This window comes from Sinorhizobium prairiense, from assembly GCF_029201645.2.
Lineage (GTDB): Bacteria > Pseudomonadota > Alphaproteobacteria > Rhizobiales > Rhizobiaceae > Sinorhizobium > Sinorhizobium meliloti_A.
Genome location: NZ_CP104132.1, coordinates 482,378 through 503,827, shown reverse-complemented (window position 1 = coordinate 503,827; position 21,450 = coordinate 482,378). Strand labels below are relative to the sequence as shown.

15 protein-coding genes and 5 pseudogenes are annotated in these 21,450 nt (G+C 60.3%); 6 read left to right on the top strand and 14 right to left on the bottom strand.

Going from position 1 to position 21,450, the window contains the following annotated elements:
• Positions 1-163: 163 nt before the first annotated feature.
• From N0Q91_RS22050 to N0Q91_RS22035, 4 genes are read right to left on the bottom strand one after another with little or no spacing between them, the layout of a single operon-like run.
• On the bottom strand, positions 164-589 hold the full coding sequence (locus tag N0Q91_RS22050; protein WP_275598231.1) for a TadE/TadG family type IV pilus assembly protein: 426 nt from the start codon (positions 587-589) through the stop codon (positions 164-166).
• A complete protein-coding gene (locus tag N0Q91_RS22045) occupies positions 586-2,328 on the bottom strand; it encodes an AAA family ATPase (protein ID WP_275598230.1) in 1,743 nt (580 codons plus the stop codon). The genes N0Q91_RS22050 and N0Q91_RS22045 overlap by 4 nt, the downstream gene beginning before the upstream one ends.
• A gap of 22 nt (positions 2,329-2,350) precedes the next feature.
• Positions 2,351-3,142, bottom strand: a complete 792-nt coding sequence (gene cpaB, locus N0Q91_RS22040) for a Flp pilus assembly protein CpaB (RefSeq protein WP_275598229.1) — start codon at positions 3,140-3,142, stop codon at positions 2,351-2,353.
• Positions 3,143-3,185: 43 nt separating this feature from the next.
• On the bottom strand, positions 3,186-3,698 hold the full coding sequence (locus N0Q91_RS22035; protein WP_275598228.1) for an A24 family peptidase: 513 nt from the start codon (positions 3,696-3,698) through the stop codon (positions 3,186-3,188).
• A 260-nt stretch (positions 3,699-3,958) separates the two neighbouring features.
• On the opposite strand from N0Q91_RS22035, the pseudogene N0Q91_RS22030 reads away from it, so the two are divergent.
• Both N0Q91_RS22030 and N0Q91_RS22025 read left to right on the top strand, forming a co-directional pair.
• A pseudogene (locus N0Q91_RS22030) lies at positions 3,959-5,253 on the top strand (pilus assembly protein TadG-related protein).
• Between the two features lie 87 nt (positions 5,254-5,340).
• Positions 5,341-5,850, top strand: a complete 510-nt coding sequence (locus N0Q91_RS22025) for a pilus assembly protein N-terminal domain-containing protein (RefSeq protein ID WP_275598227.1) — start codon at positions 5,341-5,343, stop codon at positions 5,848-5,850.
• Between the two features lie 38 nt (positions 5,851-5,888).
• Here the strand turns inward: N0Q91_RS22025 and N0Q91_RS22020 are convergent, their stop codons facing one another.
• The 4 genes and pseudogenes from N0Q91_RS22020 to N0Q91_RS22005 form a co-directional block, all read right to left on the bottom strand.
• The gene (locus N0Q91_RS22020) at positions 5,889-7,172 is read right to left on the bottom strand and encodes a mechanosensitive ion channel family protein (protein WP_375341889.1); all 1,284 of its coding nucleotides are present in this window, start codon (positions 7,170-7,172) and stop codon (positions 5,889-5,891) included.
• Between the two features lie 99 nt (positions 7,173-7,271).
• Positions 7,272-9,034, bottom strand: a pseudogene (locus N0Q91_RS22015) (tetratricopeptide repeat protein).
• Positions 9,035-9,149: 115 nt separating this feature from the next.
• On the bottom strand, positions 9,150-9,452 hold the full coding sequence (locus N0Q91_RS22010) for a hypothetical protein (protein ID WP_018096383.1): 303 nt from the start codon (positions 9,450-9,452) through the stop codon (positions 9,150-9,152).
• A gap of 469 nt (positions 9,453-9,921) precedes the next feature.
• Positions 9,922-10,142 (bottom strand): annotated as a pseudogene (locus N0Q91_RS22005) (transposase); the annotation flags it as partial.
• 235 nt (positions 10,143-10,377) lie between these two features.
• On the opposite strand from N0Q91_RS22005, the pseudogene eglC reads away from it, so the two are divergent.
• Both eglC and N0Q91_RS21995 read left to right on the top strand, forming a co-directional pair.
• Positions 10,378-11,776, top strand: a pseudogene (eglC, locus tag N0Q91_RS22000) (endo-1,3-1,4-beta-glycanase EglC).
• A 288-nt stretch (positions 11,777-12,064) separates the two neighbouring features.
• Positions 12,065-12,274: a hypothetical protein gene (locus tag N0Q91_RS21995; protein WP_275598225.1), complete on the top strand. Its 210-nt coding sequence runs from the start codon at positions 12,065-12,067 to the stop codon at positions 12,272-12,274.
• 344 nt (positions 12,275-12,618) lie between these two features.
• Here N0Q91_RS21995 and N0Q91_RS21990 read toward each other — a convergent pair whose 3' ends face one another.
• From N0Q91_RS21990 to N0Q91_RS21970, 5 genes are read right to left on the bottom strand one after another with little or no spacing between them, the layout of a single operon-like run.
• Positions 12,619-13,689: a DUF2218 domain-containing protein gene (locus N0Q91_RS21990; RefSeq protein WP_275598224.1), complete on the bottom strand. Its 1,071-nt coding sequence runs from the start codon at positions 13,687-13,689 to the stop codon at positions 12,619-12,621.
• Positions 13,686-14,528: an ABC transporter ATP-binding protein gene (locus N0Q91_RS21985; protein WP_275598223.1), complete on the bottom strand. Its 843-nt coding sequence runs from the start codon at positions 14,526-14,528 to the stop codon at positions 13,686-13,688. Before N0Q91_RS21985 ends, N0Q91_RS21990 begins: the two co-directional genes overlap by 4 nt.
• Complete coding sequence (locus tag N0Q91_RS21980; RefSeq protein ID WP_275598222.1) at positions 14,525-15,565, bottom strand: FecCD family ABC transporter permease; 1,041 nt, start codon at positions 15,563-15,565, stop codon at positions 14,525-14,527. The genes N0Q91_RS21985 and N0Q91_RS21980 overlap by 4 nt, the downstream gene beginning before the upstream one ends.
• A complete protein-coding gene (locus tag N0Q91_RS21975; protein WP_275598221.1) occupies positions 15,562-16,608 on the bottom strand; it encodes a FecCD family ABC transporter permease in 1,047 nt (348 codons plus the stop codon). The genes N0Q91_RS21980 and N0Q91_RS21975 overlap by 4 nt, the downstream gene beginning before the upstream one ends.
• A complete protein-coding gene (locus N0Q91_RS21970) occupies positions 16,605-17,600 on the bottom strand; it encodes an iron-siderophore ABC transporter substrate-binding protein (RefSeq protein ID WP_275598220.1) in 996 nt (331 codons plus the stop codon). The genes N0Q91_RS21975 and N0Q91_RS21970 overlap by 4 nt, the downstream gene beginning before the upstream one ends.
• A 311-nt stretch (positions 17,601-17,911) precedes the next feature.
• Between N0Q91_RS21970 and N0Q91_RS21965 the strand changes: the two genes are divergently transcribed.
• Complete coding sequence (locus N0Q91_RS21965) at positions 17,912-20,050, top strand: TonB-dependent siderophore receptor (protein ID WP_275598219.1); 2,139 nt, start codon at positions 17,912-17,914, stop codon at positions 20,048-20,050.
• A gap of 37 nt (positions 20,051-20,087) precedes the next feature.
• Here the strand turns inward: N0Q91_RS21965 and N0Q91_RS21960 are convergent, their stop codons facing one another.
• Entirely contained in the window at positions 20,088-20,987 is a 900-nt protein-coding gene (locus tag N0Q91_RS21960) for a helix-turn-helix domain-containing protein (RefSeq protein WP_275598218.1), read from the bottom strand.
• A gap of 227 nt (positions 20,988-21,214) precedes the next feature.
• On the opposite strand from N0Q91_RS21960, the pseudogene N0Q91_RS21955 reads away from it, so the two are divergent.
• A pseudogene (locus tag N0Q91_RS21955) lies at positions 21,215-21,397 on the top strand (GMC oxidoreductase); the annotation flags it as partial.
• Between the last annotated feature and the right edge of the window lie 53 nt (positions 21,398-21,450).

Genomic DNA, 21,450 nt, shown 5'->3' with positions numbered 1-21,450 from the left:
TTGGTCTAGTCCGATCGCCGATACCGCTATTTGCTTCAACCTTTTACTGCGACACGCCGCGATTCACGGGTTATCCGGAGACGATTCACCCCCCATCCGAATAGCTATGGCCGCAGCCAATCCGGATCGTTGCAAACGCCCCGGGCCGCGCCTGGAAATCCGGTCAACCGATCGGGATGCGCCGCGACAGGTTGAGGCTGACGGGGCTTTGGGCGAGACCGGGGACGACGAAGGTAAAGGGATAGCGGATCGACAGCACGCGGAAGGCTATGCCGTCCACCGTCTCCTTGCTGACGGCGATAGTGAGCAGCCTCGGGTCGCCGCTGTGAAAGCTCTCGCGCACCGCCCCAGCCAGCTTGGTCAGTGCTTCGCTGTCCGTAGCATCGCGGGCGATCTGTCCGATCAGCACCCGGCGGGCAGCAACATCGACGGCGTGCGACAGCTCGTTGCGCATGTAAAAGGCGCGGCCGAACTCGAGGATGCCGAAGACGAGCAGCAGCAAAGGCAGGCAGACGAGCGCGAATTCCACCGCCGTAGCGCCTGACTGACTGCGCAACAGGCGGCGAAGGATGGCGGGCGGAGCCCTCATTGGACTTGCACCTGCATGGAGGATCCGAGCTCGAATACGGGAAGTACCACCGGCAGGGACATCGGCCGATAGGACTTTGCAGCCGCGAGCCGATAATACACGAATTGCGGTTTCGCGTTCGCGCAGGTCACCGTTCCGCATTGCGGCGCGGCCTCAGGGGCGACATCGGCATTTTCCGGGCAGGCGCAGTAGCGCTTCACTGCCGGCAGCGTGGCACTCGCCAGACGCGGGCTCTGGGCCAGGGTGGAAACGAGCACCTTTTGGACCTGCGCCGCGCCGGGATCGGCCAGGGCTGCCTGCGCACCGGCGCGCAGGACATGGTCGATCGTCATCCGCTCGTTGATCGCAAGACCGAGATCGGCCGACGCCACGAGACCGAGAGCGAGGACCGGCGCGATCAGCGCGAATTCGACCGCCGAAGCACCGGCCTCGGAGGTCTTCGATTCGCCGGCCTTCTTGCTCAGCGAGGATGATGCCTTCGGTTTGCCGCGCTTGAACACTTTCTGCAGGAACGCCTTTAGCCCTTTTTGGCGGATTCGTCGCTCACGCGTCCCGCCGACCCGCCAGGCAAGCGCAACGATGGCCTTCCCGGCCTTGGAATCCGGTGCCGACTCGATGATCAGCCGGCCATTATTGGCCGCAGCGCCGAAGAGGGACGGGTCGAATGACAGCGAGACGCTTTCGTCAAGGCCTACGGCCGCGAGAAAATCCTTCTGTTTGATTTCCTGCAGCTTCGGGGTGCCGACCTTGTTGAGCACCAGACGGGGCGGCGGATCGTTGGGGCGCGCCTTCTTCAGGAAATCGATCAGGTTCTTGGCATTGCGCATGCAGGCAAGATCCGGCGTCGCGGTCACGACGATTTCGTCGGCCTCGAGCAGAACCTTCCGGGTCCACTGCGTGAGGATATGCGGCAGGTCGACGACGACATGCCAGGAGCTCGAGCGAGCGACGTCGAGGAGATGGTCGACATCCTCCTCCCGCAGATGGATGAACTTGTCTAGATCCGTGGTTGCCGGAAGCAGGTGAAGGCGATCCGTATAGCTCACCGCCAGCCGCCGCAGCAGCACGTCGTCCAGCCGATCGGGGCTCTGGAGCACATCCACCATGCCCTGCTTTGCTTCGATATCGAAGTTCAGGCCGAGCGTCCCGGACTGAAGATCGAAATCTGCCAGAAGAACATCGGCATCCACCCGCTTGGACATCGCGTAGGCTACATTGTGTGCGAGTGTCGAGGAGCCGGTTCCACCCTTCGCGCCGACGAATGCAACGATGCGCCCCAGTTTCTCCTCCGTGGAATCGCGAAAGCAGCGGTGTACCGCCGCAACGAAATCCATCGGCTCGAGCGGCATGACGAGGTAGTCGCTGACACCTGCGTCCAGAAGCTTCTTGTAGAGTCCCACATCGTTGGAGCGGCCGATGACGATGACCTTGGTGCCGGTGACGCACTCCATTGCCAGCGTTTCCAGGGCCTGCATCAGGCAGGCTTCGCTTTCCTCACTCTCCACCACGACCAGATTCGGCGATGTGACGCCGCCATAGAGCGCCGCCGCCTCTTTGATCCCGCCGGCCTTCACCGTCACGCTGGCACGCGCCATTCGCCGATCGATCGCCGCCGTTGCGACGGCATCTCTTACCGATTCCGACTGGCAGAAGATTGCGATGTCCACCTTCGGAATGGGCAGCAGCGGGGGAGCCGTGGCTGGCAGCGGCGATTCTTTGATTTCGTCAGGCTGTTTCATCGTCAAGGGTTCCGTAAATGGATCAGCTGCCGTCGGAACGGGAGGGAACCTCCACCATCGACATACGTCCGCCGTTGAAGAAGCGAACCACTCCGCGTCTGGTTCCCTCGGACTCGACGACGGAGGCCTCGTGGTTGTCGGTGATCGCACGAAGTGCGAGCGAGACGGTGCCGGAAGCCTCGGCGGCCGCGACGGCTGCGATCTGTTCCGGTTCCACTTCCAGTGTCGCGGTCTTGCCGATGACCGAGGTTCCATCGGCTGCCTGCGAGACGGTCTGATCGACTGCAAGGACGCGAATATTGGACAGTATCGCGCGGCTGACGACCTTGCCGGCGTCGCCGGAGGCGTCCGGGCGGGCGGCGGTGTGAACCACGTCGACGTGATCGTTCGGCAGGATAAATCCGCCGGCCGTGCTTTCGGCCGTGACGCGAACCGCGATCGCCCGCTTTCCCGAAGGCAGAAGACTCGACAGGTAACCCGTGCCGCGCTGCGCCAGCTTGTCTTCGCGGATGGGCTCACCCGCAACGAAGTCGCTCAGGGCCAGAGAACCTTTTAGCGCTGTCGCCGCGTCCGGGCGGGAGCTGCGGCTTATGAAGACAGGGGGAATTTCGCCCTCCCACGGCTGCCAGCGCAGGTGGCTCTCGCCGATCGCGGCACCGCGCTTGAACTCTGCGGCGGCCACGAGCACCTCCTGCGAAGGCGCTTCCCGAACCTCAGCAACCTCGACTGCGGGCTCGTCGTCGACGCCGAGCGCCAGCCAGGAGGCGGCTCCACCGGATGCCAGTGCGAGCAGGAGAATGACGATACGGATCATGGATTAAACCTCGTCTTGCGCAAGCGGACCGTGGCGCGGTCGATCAAAGAAGGGCGGAGCACCAGTGGCTTTCCGGCAGCAGCAAAAGGGCAGCCGGCGCCATTGCCGCGCCATAGGGAATGCCCGTCTCGCGGTCGAGAAGACGCTTCGCCCAGGCATTTTTCTTCAGGACGAGCGGCAGAGGCACCCGTCGAAGCTGAAGAAGCCCAACCGTCAGGGCCGCGCCGATCACCGACGTGTAGAGGATGAAGGGGAGCGCAAGGTCGGCGCTGAGCCAGAGCACGGCGACAGGCAGGAGTTTTGCGTCACCGCCGCCGATCCAGCCGGCAGCAAAGAGTACGAAAGTGCAAGCGAGCACGGCGGAGGCAACGAGAACGCTCGACGTAACCGTCGCGAGGTCCAGGCCTGCAGCGGGCGCAAGAAGGGCGAAGGCGATCACCAGGAAGACGACCAGGCGGTTGGATATGGTCATCGTCACCACGTCCCTGATGCCGGCGTAAGTCATCGCTCCGGCAAAGACAAAAAAGGCGAGCCAGGCTGCGGATGTCGAGATCATCTTCGATGCCTCATGCACAAGGGCCGACGGGCCGGTTGGAATGTCCGGAATGTGCCTATTAAGCCAAGAAATATCCATTCGACCTGATGGCCTAGGAACGCCTGGCAAGGCCTTCGATCCGGACTAGGCCGACTGGCCGAATCGCCGGCACGCGGCGGGCGGGATATATCGTCCCATCGGAAAGCCCTGATGCATTTCTTCAAGGATATGCAGCGGTTTCAAGTAACGGCCCGCAAAAACTTCGGCTTCGGGAAACGTGGATGAGCGAGAAAATTGACGCGATCGATGAAGCGAGCCGTTCGCCTCGGCGGCCAGGGGTCGCGCGGCGATTTCTGAAGGCGGAAGGCGGCGCCGTCGCGGTCATCGCTGCGGTGGCTTTTCCGGTCCTCGTCGGGGCGATGGGATTGGGGGCAGAAACGGGCTATTGGTATCTGGAAAAGCGTAAGCTGCAGCACGCTGCGGACGTATCGGCCTATGCCGCAGCCGTGCGCCATCGCGCAGGTGATCAACAATCCGCACTCGAGGCCGCCGCGCGCAGGGTCGCAGGCGGCTCGGGTTTTTCGCCGGGCGGCCTCGCCGTGTCCACGGCCCCGGGCTCTGCCAGTGGATCGAACAAGGTGACGGTCGAGTTGACCGAGACGCATCCCCGCTTGTTTTCTTCCGTGTTCGGTGCGGGAACCATTACGATGAAGGCACGTGCAGTCGCTCAGGTTACGGGCGGCTCGAAAGCTTGCGTGCTTGCCCTGTCGAACTCCGCATCGGGCGCGGTAACCGTAACCGGCTCGACGGATGTTCGATTGTCCGGCTGCAGCGTGGTCTCCAATTCAACTGCGGCCGACGCCTTTCTGATGAAGAACGGCAGCGCGCTCATGTCGACCGATTGCGTGTATACGGTCGGCGAAGCCGTAACCACTACAGGCCTCACGCTCACCGGCTGCAGCAAACCCGTCCAGCAGGTTCCACCGACGCCGGATCCCTTTGCATCCGTCGTCGAGCCGGACAAACTGCACATTCAGCAGCTTCCCTGCCGAGATCTGACCTATGTCTCGAACTCCACCTATGTCTTCGACCGGCTTGCAAGCGGGGTCGAGGCAATCCGTTTCTGCGGGGAGTCGACATCAAGGGAACGATCACGCTCAAGCCTGGCCTCTATATCATAGACGGCGGCGAACTGACGATAACGGCCGGGGCAAAACTCACCGGCGAAGGCGTCACGTTTTTCTTCGTCAATTCGGCGGCTGCCAATCTGCTTGGCAACGGCGACATCGATCTGTCCGCTCCGACCACCGGACCTTTTGCCGGCCTGCTGTTTTTCTCAAGCCGCAGAAGTGTCGGCGTGGTCCACCGGATAACAGGCAATTCCGAGTCGACGCTGGGTGGAAACCTCTACGCGCCGACCGGGCAAATCGACTTCACCGGGAACTCGAGCGTTTCGGGAGGATGTATGCAGATCATTGCCGATCAGGTCACCTTCACGGGAAATTCGACGATGGAGACCTGCGCCTCGCCGACGAAGGAGATCCTGGTCGGTCGAACGGTATCGCTCATCGAGTGAACGAGCGGCTACTTCTTTGTAGCCGGCTGGAACGCAAGGGGACGTCCAGCCGTTGACTCCCACTGTCATCAAAGCAGGAGTTTTCCCATGTACAGGCGCTCAACAGGGGCCGTCTTGGTGCTGGCTATGTCAGCTCTGGTCAGGCCCGCCGCAGCGGACGAGCCAACAACGGCGATCATTCCCGTTCAGCAGCGAAGCATGGGAGCCGAAGGGGTGGAGCGGCTTGTCGTTGACTTTGCCAAGACCGTTGCGCTTCCTCGGCCTGCAAGCACAGTCATCATCGGCAATACAGGAATAGCGCAGGCAAGCCTGAGCGACGACAGAACTGTGATCCTCACCGGCAAGACACCCGGCTCCACGAACCTGATCGTGATCGACGCCGACGGTGCCGAAGTTGCCAACCTCATTCTGGATGTCGTCGCGGGAAGCGGTCGTCTGGTGACGGTTCATCAGGGCATGCGCCGGGCGACCTTTACATGCGGAAGGCGCTGCGACCCGGTCCTGCTCGTCGGAGACGACGCCGACCACTTCAACGCCACGGCCTCGCAGATTGCCGCGCGCAACGGCTTTTCCGCCCCTTCCCCGGATCAGCAGTGACGGCATCCTGGAGCCCCTGTCCGCCGATCAGGCCTAATCTATGCTCGCGGTGGCCGCTGAATCTCCACCGGCGTCTTGACGATGATTTCCCGATGGGGAAAGGGGATGGATATCCCCGCCTCTTTGAAGGCATCCCATAGTGCCATCAGAACTTGGCCGCGCACATTCGTCAGGCCGTTGGCCGGATCCGAGATCCAGAAGCGGAGGCGGAAATCCAGCGAGGAGGCACCAAAGGCGGTCATCCAGCAGACCGGCGCCTTGTAGGCATTGACGACGCGCGGAACGCTCGATGCCGTGCCGATGGCGATCCGTACCACCTCATGCGGATCGCTGTCGTAGGACGTGCCGAAATCGACATCGATCCGGACGTAGTCGCTGGAAAACGACCAGTTCACCACCTGCTGCGAGATGAAGTCCTCATTGGGGATGAGGTATTCCTTCCCGTCGCGGGTAATGACCGACACGAAACGCGCCCGGAGGTCGCGGATGGACCCGAACGTGTCTCCAAGCGTGATGGTGTCGCCGGGCTTGATCGACTTGTCGAGCAGGATGATGATCCCTGAAATGAAATTGGACACGACCTTCTGCAGTCCGAAGCCGACGCCGACACCGACAGCACCCGAAAACACCGTCAACGCCGTGAGATCGATACCCGTCGCGGACAAGGCGACTGCACCGGCGATCATGATCAGAACGATCTTGATGACCTTGCTGATCAGCACTTTGAACGATGGTGAAAGGTCGCCGGAACGCTGAACCCAATGGGCAAGCACATTGCCGACGAGCACTGCGAGCCAGATAAGGGCGACTGTCAGAACGACCGCCTTCAGAACGATCAGCAGTGAAAGACGCATCACGCCCAAATTGACTGCGGCAGCATCGAGCGCCGACAGGACGGGGCCATCAAGGCCGGTGGCATATACGGCGAGGTACCCCCAGCTTACGATCGCCACCAGGCGCGACAGGGTCGGGTTGCGGATGATCTTGGTCAGGACGGAAATTATGAACCAGGCGGCCGCGAGGGATAGCGCCGTAGAGACCAGCCATCGCTGCGACGGCCAGGTACCCTGTTTGAGAATGACGTTCGCAAGCCACAGCCACAGGGTCAGAAAAAGCCATTTCAGACGGCGCATGAAGGCGATGATAACGCGCAGCAGGTCCGGATTGCCCTTGATACGCCGAGCCCTGGTTTCCATCGCCGGTTCGGATCTGAATGCGACGAAGGAGGCGAAAACGTAACCGGCGGCGATAATCCCAAGCTGGTAGAATGTCCATTCGCTGAGGACGAATGTCCTGAACCAGATTTCAAGCGGTCGAACCATCAGCATGAAATCCACGGCGGCGCCCTTTGAACTAGATCTGCAACCCCCCTGTTCCCAAATGTTAGCAGGAAAACCGTTACACACTTTCCCGGAAGTGCTCTAGATGGAGACTCCCGCCTCGCGGAGTCCCTCCACCATCCGGTCCATCAGATGGGGATCTTGGTAGGGTAGAGATCGCCTCAGGTGATCGACGGAAAAGCTCGGATTGACCCCCAATACTTCCCGCCAATAGCCCCGCGCTTCTTCGTGCCGCCCGGTACGACCATAGAGACAGGCAAGATAGAAGCGCGTCATGTCCGATCGGGGCGCAAGCATCAGCCGACGTTTGAAGGCTACCTCGGCCTCGTCAAAACGCCCGAGATTCAACAAGGCCCTCCCTTGGAAATGCAGTGACAGATCGAATTGCGGATCCAACCGGTGGGCTCGTGTGTACAGCGTCAGGGCCTCTTCGTGCCGGCCCTGGAAATCCCGTATGGTGCCGAGTGCCGTGTAGGCGTTGGCGGAATTGGGGTCGAGTTCGATCGCTCGCTGGGCAGCGTGCTCCGCTTCGTCCAGACGCCGCATCCAGGAAAGGGCAAGCGCGAGTGTGTAATGGCCTTGCGGCTCGGTATCGTCGGTATCGATGGCCTTTTGCGCCAGTTCGCGCGCCTGTGTGAGATTGTCGGGCGCCGCGCCGTTCCACTGATTGATGAAGTCGGTCAAGGCAATGATCGAAAGCGAAGCATGGGCAGCCGCCATCCCTGGATCGATCTCGAGGACGCGGTGCAGCATGCGGCGGGCCTCCATGGACGACAGCGCGCTGAACTGCAAGATCGCCTGACGGGAGCGGACGAGCAGGTCATAGGCCTGCGGGTCGACCTTGCCGCGGCTCTCGCGCCGCTCCTCTTCGCCGGCCGTCAGCTTCACGCGCAGCGCGTTGACGATGGTGCGCGTCACCTCGTCCTGTACGGCGAAGATATCTTCAAGCCCGCGATCGTAGCGCTCGGCCCACAAATGGCCGCCGGTCGTACCGTCGATCATCTGGGCGTTGATGCGGATGCGATCGGCTGCCCTGCGTACGCTGCCTTCCAAGACGTAGCGTACACCAAGTTCCCGGCTCACCTTGCGGATGTCCGGCGTCTTTCCTTTGTAGGCGAAAGAGGAATTCCGGGCGATTACGAAAAGGCCGGAAACCTTCGAGAGATCGGTGATGATGTCTTCGGTGATGCCATCGGCGAAATAACCTTGTTCCGGGTCGCCGGACATATTGTCGAATGGAAGGACGGCAATGGACGGCTTCGCCGGAAGCTGCGGGGGCGGTTCGGCAGCAATTTCATGGGGCTCGCTCGTGCGATCGTTAGGCGACCATGTCCAGATGTGCACCGGCCGCTCGATGTTCTTGACTTCATGATAACCGCTGTCGACGAAGTCGATGTCGGTGCGACCATGCACATATTCATGAATTCCATCAGAAATCGCCACGCCGCCGGGATCGGCAAGCGCTTCGATACGGGCAGCTACATTGACGCCGTCGCCGAAAAGATCGCTGTCCTCAACCATGATGTCGCCGAGGTTGACACCAACGCGCAGTACGATGGCCCGGTCTTCCGGCAGGTCTCTGTTGGCAGCCGCCATCGCCTGTTGAAGTGCTGCAGCGCATTCGACGGCGTTGACCGCACTGCCGAATTCGACGAGCACGCCGTCGCCAGTCCTCTTGAAGACACGGCCCTGGTGAATGCCGACGAGCGGCTCCAGCACCTCTTTCCACCGAGCCATAAGCAATGTGTGCGTGCTTTTTCGTCCCGCTCCATGAGCCGGCTGTAACCGACCGCGTCAGCGGCCAGAATGGCTGCAAGCCGACGTCTGATGGGTTCCTTGGCCATAGGCAATGGCGCCTTCCTAGTGCCCGCGGATCAAAAATACTACCTCGATTCGGCGGTTCGCGCATTGATGCGCTCTCGCGTCAAACATGCAGAACCACTTCGCGAGGAGCAGAACTCAAACTTGCTCCAAAAGTGCCCGTGCGAGCTCTTCCCATTCTTTATCGACCGTCAAGGTCGACGGTGCGGTACCGCATCGGCGATACCAATATTCGGCGTTCGATTGATCACCTTCCTTGCGATGGAGATAGGCATGCACACGCATGCCCGCGCTATCCTCGTGCTCCTGCGCGCGTTCGTGCGCCTTGTCCCAATCGCCCTTTCCATCCCACCACAGCGCTTGCAGCGCATGGCTTAGACCGGCGGGCGGCTGTGGCTTGGCAAGCGAATCTCGGAAAACCTGCAAATCCAAATCGTCCATCCTCGTGAAACCGAACTCCGATAATACGCTCGCCCGGGCCCGAGCGGTAGCGTGCATCGGGCGATAGTCGGATTACGCCTACCTTGCCGGGAAGGATCGAAATCGGGCGCCGCATGCAATCCCGCTACCCCGCATCAAACGCGCAAGCATCTTCTTGAGGAGCAAGTTCTGTGCATGAAGCTGTTCCGCCAGCAGCCTCCTGAGCCGCTCGTTGTCTGCGTCAAGGGCAGCGAGCTTATCAAGGGAGATCCACGCCGTTCGGCGCCGCGGCATTCCTGACGGCGCATCAATACAGTCCTTTCCGCGCGCTTCAACTCCTCCACGTGCGAGGCGGCTCTATGCCTCACGCGCCAACTCGCTTGCCTTTCGCGAAGTGACGGCAGGAACCGGCAGCGCAAAATTTTGCCGGCATTGATGCGAAAACGAGAGCGAATTCAGGTTTATGGCGAGCCGCGCGTTCCGGTGGTGATTAATCCAGGCCAAGCCTCTTGCGCAGTTCGGTATTTTCCGCTCGCAACTTTTCCGCCAGAAGCTTGCGGAGCCTCTGGTTTTCTTCTTCGAGCCGAACGAGATCCGCCAGCTCTTCGCCGGCGGGAAGAGGCTTCTCGGCCCTGTGCTCAACCGCTTAACGGTCCGCTTCCACAGATAGTAGGTTTGCTCCGAAATGCCGGCACTCTTGATAGCGTTTTTACCCGCTTTACAGATAGTTGATGGACCCCCGTACTTGCGAGCCATGGTGCCTGCAGCGCAGTCGTACCCGTCGGCCACTGCACCGCGCACCAGTTGCGAATGTGGGTTGTTGCAATGCTCACCGCACCTCCATCTTGTTCGGTTAAGGCGGGAGGTGTGTGCGACAAGTCACAGTACGGGATGCTAGGGGTGGCCCCGCGGGCGGGGGTCAAGCCACTAAACAGGAGACTTCTCGATGAGCAGAACTGTCACGAATGCCCCAGGCGAGCCGCTGTCCTATAGCGGTAGTTCTACGGCATGGTTTTCCGCCAGCGCGTCGGGACCGGTGCTCTACGGAACGGCCGGCAACGATTCGATTTGGGCTGACAGTTCCACCGATGTCACTATGATCGGGGGCACAGGCGACGATATCTACTATCTTTATTCGGGGGCCAACCGAGCCTCTGAGGCGCCCGGCGCGGGCCTCGATACCATCAAGACCTGGATGAGCTATTCCCTGCCGGAGAATTTCGAAAACCTGACGGTCACCGGCGCTGAAGGTTTTGGCTTCGGCAATGGTGCCGACAACATCATCAGCGGTGGCTCAGGCAGCCAGACGATCGATGGTGGCACCGGCAACGACATCCTCATCGGGGCGGGTGGTGCAGACACTTTTGCTTTCAAAAGGGGCAACGGTAGCGACCTGATCAGCGACTTCGGCGCCGACGATATGGTGAGGCTCGAAGGTTATGGTTTCACGTCATTCGACCACATTCTTGGCAACGTTGCCCAAGAAGGCGGGGATCTCAGGCTCAGCCTCGCCGATGGCGAGAGTTCTCGTCTTTGCAAATACGACCGCCGATCAGCTGCAGGCGAGCCAGTTCAGCCTGGCGCTGGACCGATCCGTTCTGACGCAGACCTTCTCCGACGACTTCAACACGCTTCAGCTCAACGACGGCACCAGCGGTGTCTGGGACCCGAAGTACTGGTGGGCACCCGAAAAGGGCGCGACCCTCACCGGTAACGACGAGCTGCAATGGTACGTCAATCCGGCTTATCAGCCGACCGCCTCGGCCAATCCATTCTCCGTGACGGACGACGTTCTGACGATCACCGCCAAGCCGGCCTCGCAGGCGATCCAAGCCGAAACCAACTGGTATGATTATACCTCCGGCATGCTGACGACCTACTCGTCATTTGCTCAGACTTACGGCTACTTCGAGATGCGCGCCGACATGCCCGATGATCAGGGGGCGTGGCCGGCATTCTGGCTGCTGCCGGCCGACGGCACCTGGCCGCCGGAACTGGATGTGGTCGAAATGTACGGCCAGGATCCAAATACGGTCATCGCCACCGTGCATTCCAATGAGACCGGTTCGCAGACCAGCATCGCAAGCGCAGCCAGGGTTACCGATACAAGTGGTTTTCACAAATATGGTGTGCTTTGGACGGAAGAGGAGATCGTCTGGTACTTCGACGATACCGCGATCGCACGCGCCGACACCCCCTCGGACATGCACGATCCGATGTACATGGTTGTCAATCTTGCGGTTGGCGGGATGGCTGGCCCACCGGACGACGGGCTCGTGGATGGCGCCGAAATGAAGGTCGACCATGTCAAGGCCTATTCGCTCGACGCCGACTGGCACATCTGAGCAAGGAAAGCAGATCTGAGCCAGGAAAGAAGTTTCCAAGGAGACCGGCAGCGCAAGCATCTGCCGGTCAGAATGGATCGGCAGAACCCGCTTTCGCTAAACTGTTCCCTTTGGAACTGCGGGGTTCCCAGTGACGGTCATAAATTAGAGCTTGGAACCCGAAACTTGCAGAAGCGGCTCGTGCACCAAAAGGAAGGCGCACATGGCGTGAATGGGTTCATAGAGCCCATCAATACGGTCATTGCCGCTATCCGCGTGTGCTTAATTTCACCGCGGGAGGGGATTATAATGGAGCCGGTAACGCTTGTACTGACGGTATGCCTTTTGTCGGCACCCGAAAAGTGCCGTGAGGAGCGCCTGGAGCTCGAGATCCAAGACTCATTGACGCAATGTACGTTCCGTTCCGTCATGTATGTCAGCAACTGGTCTGGACAGCATCCAGGCCTGAGCGTCAGAAAGTGGCGTTGCGAGCTACCCGTTGCCAGCCGAAATGCCTGAATGCGTTCCGTCACCCGTGGCGAAGATGGATTGCAGGCCAGGTTGAATCATCCGCTGGACCTGCCTAGCCTTTCGGGCCCGGACCAGCCTCAGAGTGTCCATCGCTTTGAGCGGATGCGAACCGCCCGCCCACCAATAGCTTCCACTGTCGAGAGTGTCCCAGCGCCAGCGATTTTGCGGCTCCTGCATCCATTGAGGACCACGACGCCGACACGTGAGACCTTCGCACTTCTATGCCGGGCATCGGCGAACACGCCGTCGATCAGCAGCTGTAGCGTCGGAGAACACATTACAGATCGGCTGCGGCACTCCAGGCCCTACGTGGCAAGCTTCCCGTCAATATATTATGCGATTTTCACATCTCTTTCCCAGTACCAAGCGACATACATCTTCCTGCGATCATGTTGCCGCGCTTTGAGGAAGGTCCTGATAGCTCGTATGTCTCTTCTTTCGCACGCAACCCAAACAAATGTTTCGTCATCGACGGCTTCTATTGCTGCTTTCGCCTCGGAGACGAGAATATCGGCGGCATCTTCCGGGTAGCTCCCCCTGTGCAACCAATGCACGTTGAGCACGCCATCGGTCGGAAGCGGTTGCTCTTCCGCCTTGTCCTCAACCTCGATGATGGCACGTATATGCGTTTCAGCGGGAGCCTCGGCCGCGATCCGTGCTATGGCTGGTAGGGCGCTCTCGTCGCCGATCAGTAAAATGGAGCGCTCTGCTGGCAGACCGCCTGCGCCTGGCCCCAGCAGGGCGGCCACGTCTCCGGGCTGCGCGTCGCGCGCAAAGTCTGCACCCGGAGTCGGTACGCCAGGAGCGGGATGCTGCAAGAAATCGATCCACAATTCGCCCCGGTCCAAATCGACGGCACGGATGGTATAGACACGAACCAGAAGCGTGTTCTCGCCTTCCGGCCACGCTATGCGGCCGTCTTCCCGCGAGCCGGGCCATACCGGCGGTCTGCCCTTCGGCGGCACCAGTAGGCGGACATGCATGTCGCCACCCACAAAAGGCGTCACATCGGCGCAGGAAAATATCACGCGACGCATATGAGGAGTGACATCGTGCGCCGAGACGACGGTCACCTCATGAAGGTTCGGCAGCACCGACAGGGACATCGGTTCCGACCAGGTCAATTCGAACGGCTGGTCTTCGGCAAAATAGAAAAGGTGCTCCGCCAGGATCGTGCGGCTCATATGCAGCATTTCCCGCGTCGGGCAGTCGAGCTCGATCGACAGGCCCGCATTTGCAATGCCGATGCGCGCGACGCCGAGCTCGCTCCGCAGCAACGCCAGGTCGTCTATCCGTTCGACATCGGCATGTTCGACAAAATGCTCGCAGATCTCGTCGAGCATGTCGGCAGCGCTGCCGCAGACCGCTACGCCGGACAGCTTGAATGAATGAATTGCGTTCATGCGCGACTCTCCTTTCGTGGTGCATCGCCCGTGTCGTCGATGACGGCCATCCGGTGTCGCCCGATCGGCAGCATGATCGGGCGGCCCGACGTGGGATCGCTGATGACGCGACTATCGAGGCCGAAAACGTGCCGCACGGTCTCTTCGGTGAGCACCTCTTCCGGAGTGCCCGAAATGTGCACGCGCCCACCTGCAATCGCCACGAGATGGTCGGCATAGCGCGCAGCAAGGTTGAGATCGTGCAGCACCATGACCACCGTCGTTCCACGCGTGCTGTTTAGATCGGTCAGCAGATCGAGCACCTCGATCTGATGGTTGATGTCGAGAAAGGTCGTCGGCTCGTCGAGCAGCAGGATCTCGGTCTGCTGCGCCAGTGCCATGGCGATCCAGACCCGCTGTCGCTGGCCACCGGAGAGCTCGTCGATCGGCCGTTCGGCAAGGTCGATCGTCTTTGTCGCCTCAAGCGCACGGTCGACCGCCTCGTCGTCTTGTCGCGTCCAGCGGGAAAACAGGCTTTGATGCGGATGCCGTCCCCTGCTGACGAGGTCGGCCACGGTAATGCCTTCCGGCGCGATCGGCGATTGCGGCAGCAGACCCAGCGTCCGGGCGAGGTCTCGCGACGGTGTCCGGTGGATGGACTTGCCGTCGAGGAGAACTTGTCCCTTGCTGGGCGCGATCAGCCGCGAGAGCGTGCGAAGAAACGTGGACTTGCCACAGGCATTTGCGCCGACGATCACCGTGATTTTGCCCGGGGGAATGGTGAGGTCGAGCGCATGCAGGATTTCTGTATTGTCGTAGCCGGCCGTCAATCCGCTGGCGACAAGCAGATGATCGGTCATAAAGCCCCCCCGATCCGATTGATGCGAACGATGAGATAGATCAGGTAGGGTGCGCCAAGCGCCCCGGTTACGACGCCCACAGGGTAGCGGCTTGGCAGAAGGTGCTGCCCGACATAATCGGCGACAAGCACGAGAAGGGCGCCCGTCAGTGCAGACGGGATGAGCACCGAGCCGGCGTTTCGTACGATCCGGCCGGCGATCGGGCCCGACAGGAAAGCGACGAAGGCGATCGGCCCCGTAGCCGCGGTCGCCGACGCGATCAGTCCGACCGCGGCGACAATCACCAGCATCCTTGTATGCGAGACCCTCGTTCCAAGAGCGGCCGCCGTATCGTCGCCCAGCCGCAATGTCTCGAGATCGCGGCTGCGAACGAGCAGTAGCGCCCCGAAGAACAGGAGGGCGAGCAAAAGCGGCAGCGCCTGGCCAAGCTGAGCGCCGTTGACGCTGCCGGTCAGCCAACGCATCGCTTCCTGCAAATTCCAGGCAGGCGCCGATTGAAGGATATAGGCGATGACACTTTGCAGCATGGCGGAAACGCCAATACCGACAAGGATCAGCCTGGTGCCGGCGACCCCATTGCGGAAGGAAAGGCCATAGACGAGCAGCGCCACGCCAAGTCCCGCTACGACAGCGACAACCGAAACCATCGGTCCGTCCATGGACAGGACTACAATGGCGAAAACGGCAGCCGCCCCAGCGCCAGAGGTAATCCCGATGATGTCGGGACTGGCGAGCGGATTGCGCAACATGACCTGAAACGCCACGCCGCCCAGTCCAAAGCATATTCCTGCAAGAATCGACAGCACGGCGCGCGGCAGCCTCAGTTGCCCCACCGTAAAGGATGCGCCCGAAACCGGTTCACCGAGGAGCACGCGCAGAACATCGCTCGGCGGCGTGACGGATTGCCCGACCGACAAGGTGACGGCGAAGACCACTGCGACCAGGGTCAGCAACACAGCGAGAATGACAGCGTGCCTGCGCGCGCTTTTTCTGCGGTGTGCGATCACGAAGCCAAGGGTTGATGAGGGAGCTGTCACAGGTCCCTCACGCGCTGTCGCCGGACGATCCAGATGAAGAATGGCGCACCGATCAGGGCGGTGACGATGCCGACGTCGATCTCTGCAGGGCGCGCGACGATGCGCCCGACAACGTCCGCCGCGAGCAGGAGGCACGCGCCTGCCAGCGTCGAAAAAGGCAACAGCCACCGATAGTCCACGCCAATCAACAGGCGGCAGAGATGCGGCACGACCAGCCCGAGAAAGCCGATCGGCCCGCATATTGCTGTCGTCGCGCCGCAGAGAAGGATGGCGCCGAAGGAAGCAACGGCGCGCGCCGTTGCGACGCTCTCACCGAGCCCGGTCGCAAGCTCGTCACCGAGTGCAAGAGAGTTGAGTTTTCTGGCCGACGGCAGGCTGATCACGAACCCAACAAGCAGAAACGGCACCAAGGGAAGGATGCGCTCGTAAGTCGCGCCGCCAACACCACCGATCTGCCAGGAATGAAAACCGCCTGCGATATCGCCACGCGGCAGCACGACGGCGGTGACCATGGACGCAAATGCGACGGACGTTGCCGCGCCCGCCAGCGCCAGTTTCAAAGGGGTCGCGCCGCCCCTGCCCAGCGAACCTATGGCATAGACGAAGATCGCGGCGCATCCGGCACCCAGGATGGCCATCCAGATATACGCATACAGCGATGACATCCCGAACCAGGCGACGCCGATGACAACTGCGAGAGATGCCCCCATATTGACGCCGAGAATGCCGGGGTCTGCAAGCGGATTGCGGGTCACGCCCTGCATGACCGCTCCGGCCAACCCCAGAGCGCCCCCCGCAAACAGGGCCAGCAACGTCCGCGGAATGCGCAACGCGACCGATGCGCGACCGATGTTATCCTGCGCACCACCCAGCGCCGCGGCGACATCGTCCCACCCGACATAGCGCGTGCCGACCGTAACAGACGCGACAAGCAAGACCATCAGAAGCGCGAAAAGCGCTGCCAGCCAAAGACTTCGCATCCGGCTGGAACGGGACACAGGCGACCAACGCCCGTCCGATGTCTTGATGATCCCGGCGGTCATTTTGACTTCTTGACTGCCTCGCTGAGCAGCTTCACGTAGTCCTTCAGGACCCATCTGATGGACAGTGGCGTGGGGTTGGCGGCATTGCCGACCGCGTTGTTGCCGAGCATGACGATCGATTCCCTTGCAACGGCAGGCATATGCTGCATCAGCGCGTTGGCTTTCAAGGCATCGAAAAGCATCCCGTCGCCGTAAGTAACGAGAATATCGACATCGTCGAAAGCATCGATCTGCTCGGCGCTGACGGAGCCTGAGAACTTTCCGGCTTGTGAAGCCTGCACCACGCTTTTCGGCGATCTAAGCCCGAGATCGGCGAAAAACCTGACGCGCGTATCGTTGGTCGTGTAGAAATTGACGACGCTGAGGTCCCATGAGCTGAGATGAGTAATGAACATTGCCGATTTGCCCTTGAGCTCGGGATATCCTTCAAGCGTCAGGGCAATCTCAGCTTCGATGCCGGCTATCAGCGCTTCCCCTTCCGCAGCCATCCCGAGCCCCGCGCTGTTCATCCGGATCGTCTCGCGCCAGTCGGTGGACCAGGGAGCCTGCGGATAGGCGATGACAGGTGCAATCTCGCTCAACGTGTCGTAGTCCGCCTGACTGAGGCCCGAATAGGCCGCAAGGATCACGTCCGGTCGGGTGGCGGCGACCGCCTCGAAATCGATGCCATCCCCCTCGTCGAAAAGCACCGGCTTTTCAGCCTCGAGTTCACCGAGACGTGCGGCCACCCACGGCAGAATGCCATCATTGTCATCATCGCCGAAGTTGGCGCGCGCCATTCCAACCGGAACGATGCCCAGAGCCAGCGGCACCTCATGGTTCGCCCAGGCGACGGTTGCGACACGCTCCGGCTTCTTTGCGATGATGGTGTTGCCGAAGGCATGCTCGATGGTGATGGGATACGCAGCACTCTCGGCAGCGAACACAGTGTCGTGCCTGCCTGTCCAAAGAAGGGCTATGACTGCCAGTACAGCGAAACGGAACAGCCTCATCGCCACACTCCATCCAAGGTTTTAAGTTGACCCCCAGTCTCAGCTTAATTAAGCGGCGTCAACGGCAAAGCCGCCGATATCCAGAAAGTGCGCGCAGATTTCCGGAGGATCGTACAAATCCGGGGAAACATACAATACTGGACAATACTGCTCCAGTTAATAGCGGCTCGTGGGAGAACGGCTTCACGCCGGGGCCGGTTGAGCGCAGCTTTCCTGTGTAGCGGACGGCCGGACGCGATGCAGTTCGGAGACCTCAAAGGGCGTTGGTATTGGGGCCCGCTTTCAGCATTTACGTCAATTGGAACATGGACATGGACATCGATCAGACCGGCCGCTGGCCAACCAGGGTACCGTTTCGTTCACGAAACGCATTTCTGTTGGGCTGTACAGCACTCTTTGCTTTAACGCCTGTCCTCTCGTTCGCACAGGACGCAGGCACTGAAGGCGACGCAACGGTGCTGGAGACTATTGTGGCGCACGGCACCGGTGGCGGAAGCGTTCTCAATACGGAGGACGATTCAAAGTCGATCGTCGCCACCGAAACGACCGGCGCCGGCAAGATGCCGACCGATATTCTGGTAGCCCCTGCCTCGGTATCCGTCATCACCTCCAAAGAAATCGAGGAACGCGCCGCCGACACCATCGAGCAAGTCGTACAATATACGGCGGGGGTCGTGACCGACTTTTATGGTTCGGACGACCGTTACGACTACTTCGATATTCGCGGCTTCACTCCGTATACGTATCGCGACGGTTTGGCGATCGGCAGGACCTTTGCAGGGGTCAGGGAAGAGCCATATGCCTTCGAGCGCATCGAGGTGTTGAAGGGCGCCAGCTCCTCAAGCTTTGGAGCGGCGGAGCCTGGCGGATCGATAAACTATGTCACGAAAACGCCGAAGAGCGATCGTTTCGGTGAAGTCTATGGCACCGGCGGCTCGTTCTCGCATAAGGAACTCGGCTTTGATTTCGGTGACAACCTTACAGCGGACGAAACCCTGTCCTACCGTTTGACCGGCAAATTTCAGCGCTCGGACGCGGAATACGATTATTCTCAGGATGACGAGAACTTCTTCATGGGCGGCCTGACGTGGCGCCCCACCGACGCGACAAATCTGACATTTGTCTTCGATCATCTCGACAGGGACGGAGTTCCGGGGAGCGGTGGCCACCCTCTCGGGACCGATTTCGACAGGGATCAGTTTTTTGGGGAGCCGGACTATTACTTCACAGAGACGAACCGCAATAGCTACAGCGTTCTTTTCGACCACGATTTCGGCAACGGCCTGAGTGTCAGCTCCAACGCCCGCTACAGCAAGCTGAACGACGGGTTCGGCAGCGCCTATATCGGCAGCACGCCAACCGATGGCTCGACCGTGGCGGGTCGCTATTTCTTCGGAAACGAGAAATCGACTGAACAATTCGTCATCGATGCTCACCTGATTTACGAAGCAAGTCTCGACAATGTGGAAAGCCGCACGCTTCTCGGTGCCGACTACAATAAATACGAATCGGACAGTGCCAACTTTTACACGTCTGCGCCTTCGATCGATTGGGAAAACCCGATCTATTCAGGTGGGCCCGGCGCGATGGCGCCTTATGCCAGCACGAACAACGACCAGCAGACCAACGCGATTTATCTGCAGCAGGATTTGACCTTTTTCGACAAGCTCACCGTGAGTGTTGGCTTGCGCAATGACTGGCTCGATCTTACCGAGACGAACCTCCTTGCGGGCACCACAAGGGCTGGCAACCACAGTGAATTTACGACGCGGATCGGCGCGAGCTACAAGATAACCGAGGAGCTGGCGCCCTACATCAGCTACGCCGAGTTGGCCGCGCCGCCTGCCGCAGGTAGCGATCCTACGACGGGAAAGCAGTATGAAGTCGGGATCAAATATCGGCCGGATGCCTTTCCGGCCTTGTTCACCGCTTCCGTCTACGACCTGACGAAGGGCAACATTACGGTTTTCGACCAGGTCACCTATCTGCCGCAAACCGTCGAAAGGGTCAGACATCGTGGTTTCGAACTCGAAGCCAAGGCGGAGGTAACGAACAATATCAGCGTGATTGCCGCCTACAGCTACATCGATTCAAAAATTGAAGAACCTGGCGGTGCTAATGATGGCAACCGCCTGATGCGTGTCCCCAAGAATATTGCTTCGGTGTGGGGCACGTATACGCTGGAGGGCGACGGCGCGCGGGGCGACATGATGTTCGGGCTCGGAGCTCGCTACGCGGACGCCTATTACACGGACATCACCAACAGCTCATCGTCGGAGAGTGCAGTCGTCTTCGATGCAGCCTTTACTTACAAGGTTCAGGAAAACACCACTTTCCAGCTGAACGTCAACAATTTATTCGACGAAAAACACGTGGCGAGCAAGGACTCCGGGGCGGTCTACTACAATCCGGGCCGCAGCATTCTCGCGACGCTGCGCCAGACTTGGTAGAGGCAAGCCGTCCACCCGCGACTTGCCGGCGGGATCTTCACGATTGCCGGAATTGCCGCATCCGCCGCCAGGCCGCGGGAGTTTCGCCAACGATCTGGCGGAAGACCTTCGTCAGGTGTGCCTGATCGGAGAAGCCGAGCTGCGCGGCGATGCTGGCGACTGGCAGGTCGCTTTCGCCGAGCAGCTTTTTCGAAAGCTCGACTCGCTTTGCAAGTTGCCATTGCAGCGGCGTCTTACCCATTGTCTGCTTGAAGACGTTTGCAAACCAGCTTTCGGACAGGCCGACGACGGCAGCCATATCGGCGACGGACATACGATAATCACCAAGCGCGTCGATATGCGAGATGAGCTTTTTCATCTGTGCCTGCGTCAGCCTGCCGCCAGCCCTTTCCTCCCTCTCGGCAGGAATATCCAGAAGCCCCGCGACGACGCTGCCTATAAGGCTCTCCGCATAGACTGCATGCTTGGTGGGGCTCTTTATTTCGTCGGCCAGCAGCTTCGCCAACGCATCGATTGCCGCCACGTTTTGAAGCTCGACCGGACGGCGCAACGCCGTCAGCGCTGCGGAGTTCCCAACCGATGGAGCCAGAAACCGCAACACCCGATCCTTGTGAAGGTGCAGATTGAGGTGGCTGAAGCTATGTGTCTTCAGACTGCCCGTCCACAACGGCACACCGGCAGGAACATACACGGCACGTGCCATCGGGCGCGAATTCCTCGCCAGATCAGTGTCCTGGTTCGAAATGCGAACGTTCGAGGAGATGTCGTTGAAGAAAAACATGATGCGCGGATCGTCCGCGAGATAATAGCCGCTGGCACCGGCTTGACTTTCCGCCTCCCAAAGGACGCTGACCATTCCATCGTATTGGCGCCATTGGACCGGCGCCGTGACCCGAATGCCTTCGGTTTTCCAAGACATGGAATGCCAGAAGCTCATTTGTAGATCAGCTCTTCCTCTTTAAGGTGCCAGATGTCGGTGCGGGCAGGGAAATCGCACTGTCGTTCGGCGCCATTCCACATCGCAGGCCAAGTAAGTTGAGCCGTATTCTCATCTTTTTTTCAAACTGGCAAGCTGAGCTTTTATTTTTCGCGAAAGTGGGAGGGCCTCGAGGGACCGGACGTACAGTATTTCTTCATGCGCGCGGGCTACGCCAATGCCGAGCGGGTGCTTGCGGGATGGGAACGGACGAGAAGGCGGTGACGGATCCGACTTCTGAAGGTTCGCCGGATGGAGGGCCTGCGCGACGCCTCGATCATGCCAACCATGGTTCGGAAAATACCCAAGCCGCAGTCTTCATGATCGCGGAAAAGGCGGCCGAATTGATCCTGAACGACACGAAGCTCTGATACCGCAGGCTTTCTTCGCCAGCAAACTTCGGGCCTCGTTCGCCAAAGGCGTG

Excerpts from the sequence above, each read along its gene's own strand:
- N0Q91_RS22020 (WP_375341889.1), bottom strand. The coding sequence starts at position 7,172 with ATGGTTCGACCGCTTGAAATCTGGTTCAGGACATTCGTCCTCAGCGAA.
- N0Q91_RS21975 (WP_275598221.1), bottom strand. The coding sequence starts at position 16,608 with ATGACCGCCGGGATCATCAAGACATCGGACGGGCGTTGGTCGCCTGTG.
- N0Q91_RS21965 (WP_275598219.1), top strand. The coding sequence starts at position 17,912 with ATGGACATCGATCAGACCGGCCGCTGGCCAACCAGGGTACCGTTTCGT.
- N0Q91_RS21985 (WP_275598223.1), bottom strand. The coding sequence starts at position 14,528 with ATGACCGATCATCTGCTTGTCGCCAGCGGATTGACGGCCGGCTACGAC.
- cpaB (WP_275598229.1), bottom strand. The coding sequence starts at position 3,142 with ATGATCCGTATCGTCATTCTCCTGCTCGCACTGGCATCCGGTGGAGCC.
- N0Q91_RS22050 (WP_275598231.1), bottom strand. The coding sequence starts at position 589 with ATGAGGGCTCCGCCCGCCATCCTTCGCCGCCTGTTGCGCAGTCAGTCA.
- N0Q91_RS21990 (WP_275598224.1), bottom strand. The coding sequence starts at position 13,689 with ATGAACGCAATTCATTCATTCAAGCTGTCCGGCGTAGCGGTCTGCGGC.
- N0Q91_RS21970 (WP_275598220.1), bottom strand. The coding sequence starts at position 17,600 with ATGAGGCTGTTCCGTTTCGCTGTACTGGCAGTCATAGCCCTTCTTTGG.
- N0Q91_RS22045 (WP_275598230.1), bottom strand. The coding sequence starts at position 2,328 with ATGAAACAGCCTGACGAAATCAAAGAATCGCCGCTGCCAGCCACGGCT.
- N0Q91_RS22035 (WP_275598228.1), bottom strand. The coding sequence starts at position 3,698 with ATGATCTCGACATCCGCAGCCTGGCTCGCCTTTTTTGTCTTTGCCGGA.
- N0Q91_RS21995 (WP_275598225.1), top strand. The coding sequence starts at position 12,065 with ATGGAGCCGGTAACGCTTGTACTGACGGTATGCCTTTTGTCGGCACCC.
- N0Q91_RS21960 (WP_275598218.1), bottom strand. The coding sequence starts at position 20,987 with ATGAGCTTCTGGCATTCCATGTCTTGGAAAACCGAAGGCATTCGGGTC.
- N0Q91_RS22025 (WP_275598227.1), top strand. The coding sequence starts at position 5,341 with ATGTACAGGCGCTCAACAGGGGCCGTCTTGGTGCTGGCTATGTCAGCT.
- N0Q91_RS22010 (WP_018096383.1), bottom strand. The coding sequence starts at position 9,452 with ATGGACGATTTGGATTTGCAGGTTTTCCGAGATTCGCTTGCCAAGCCA.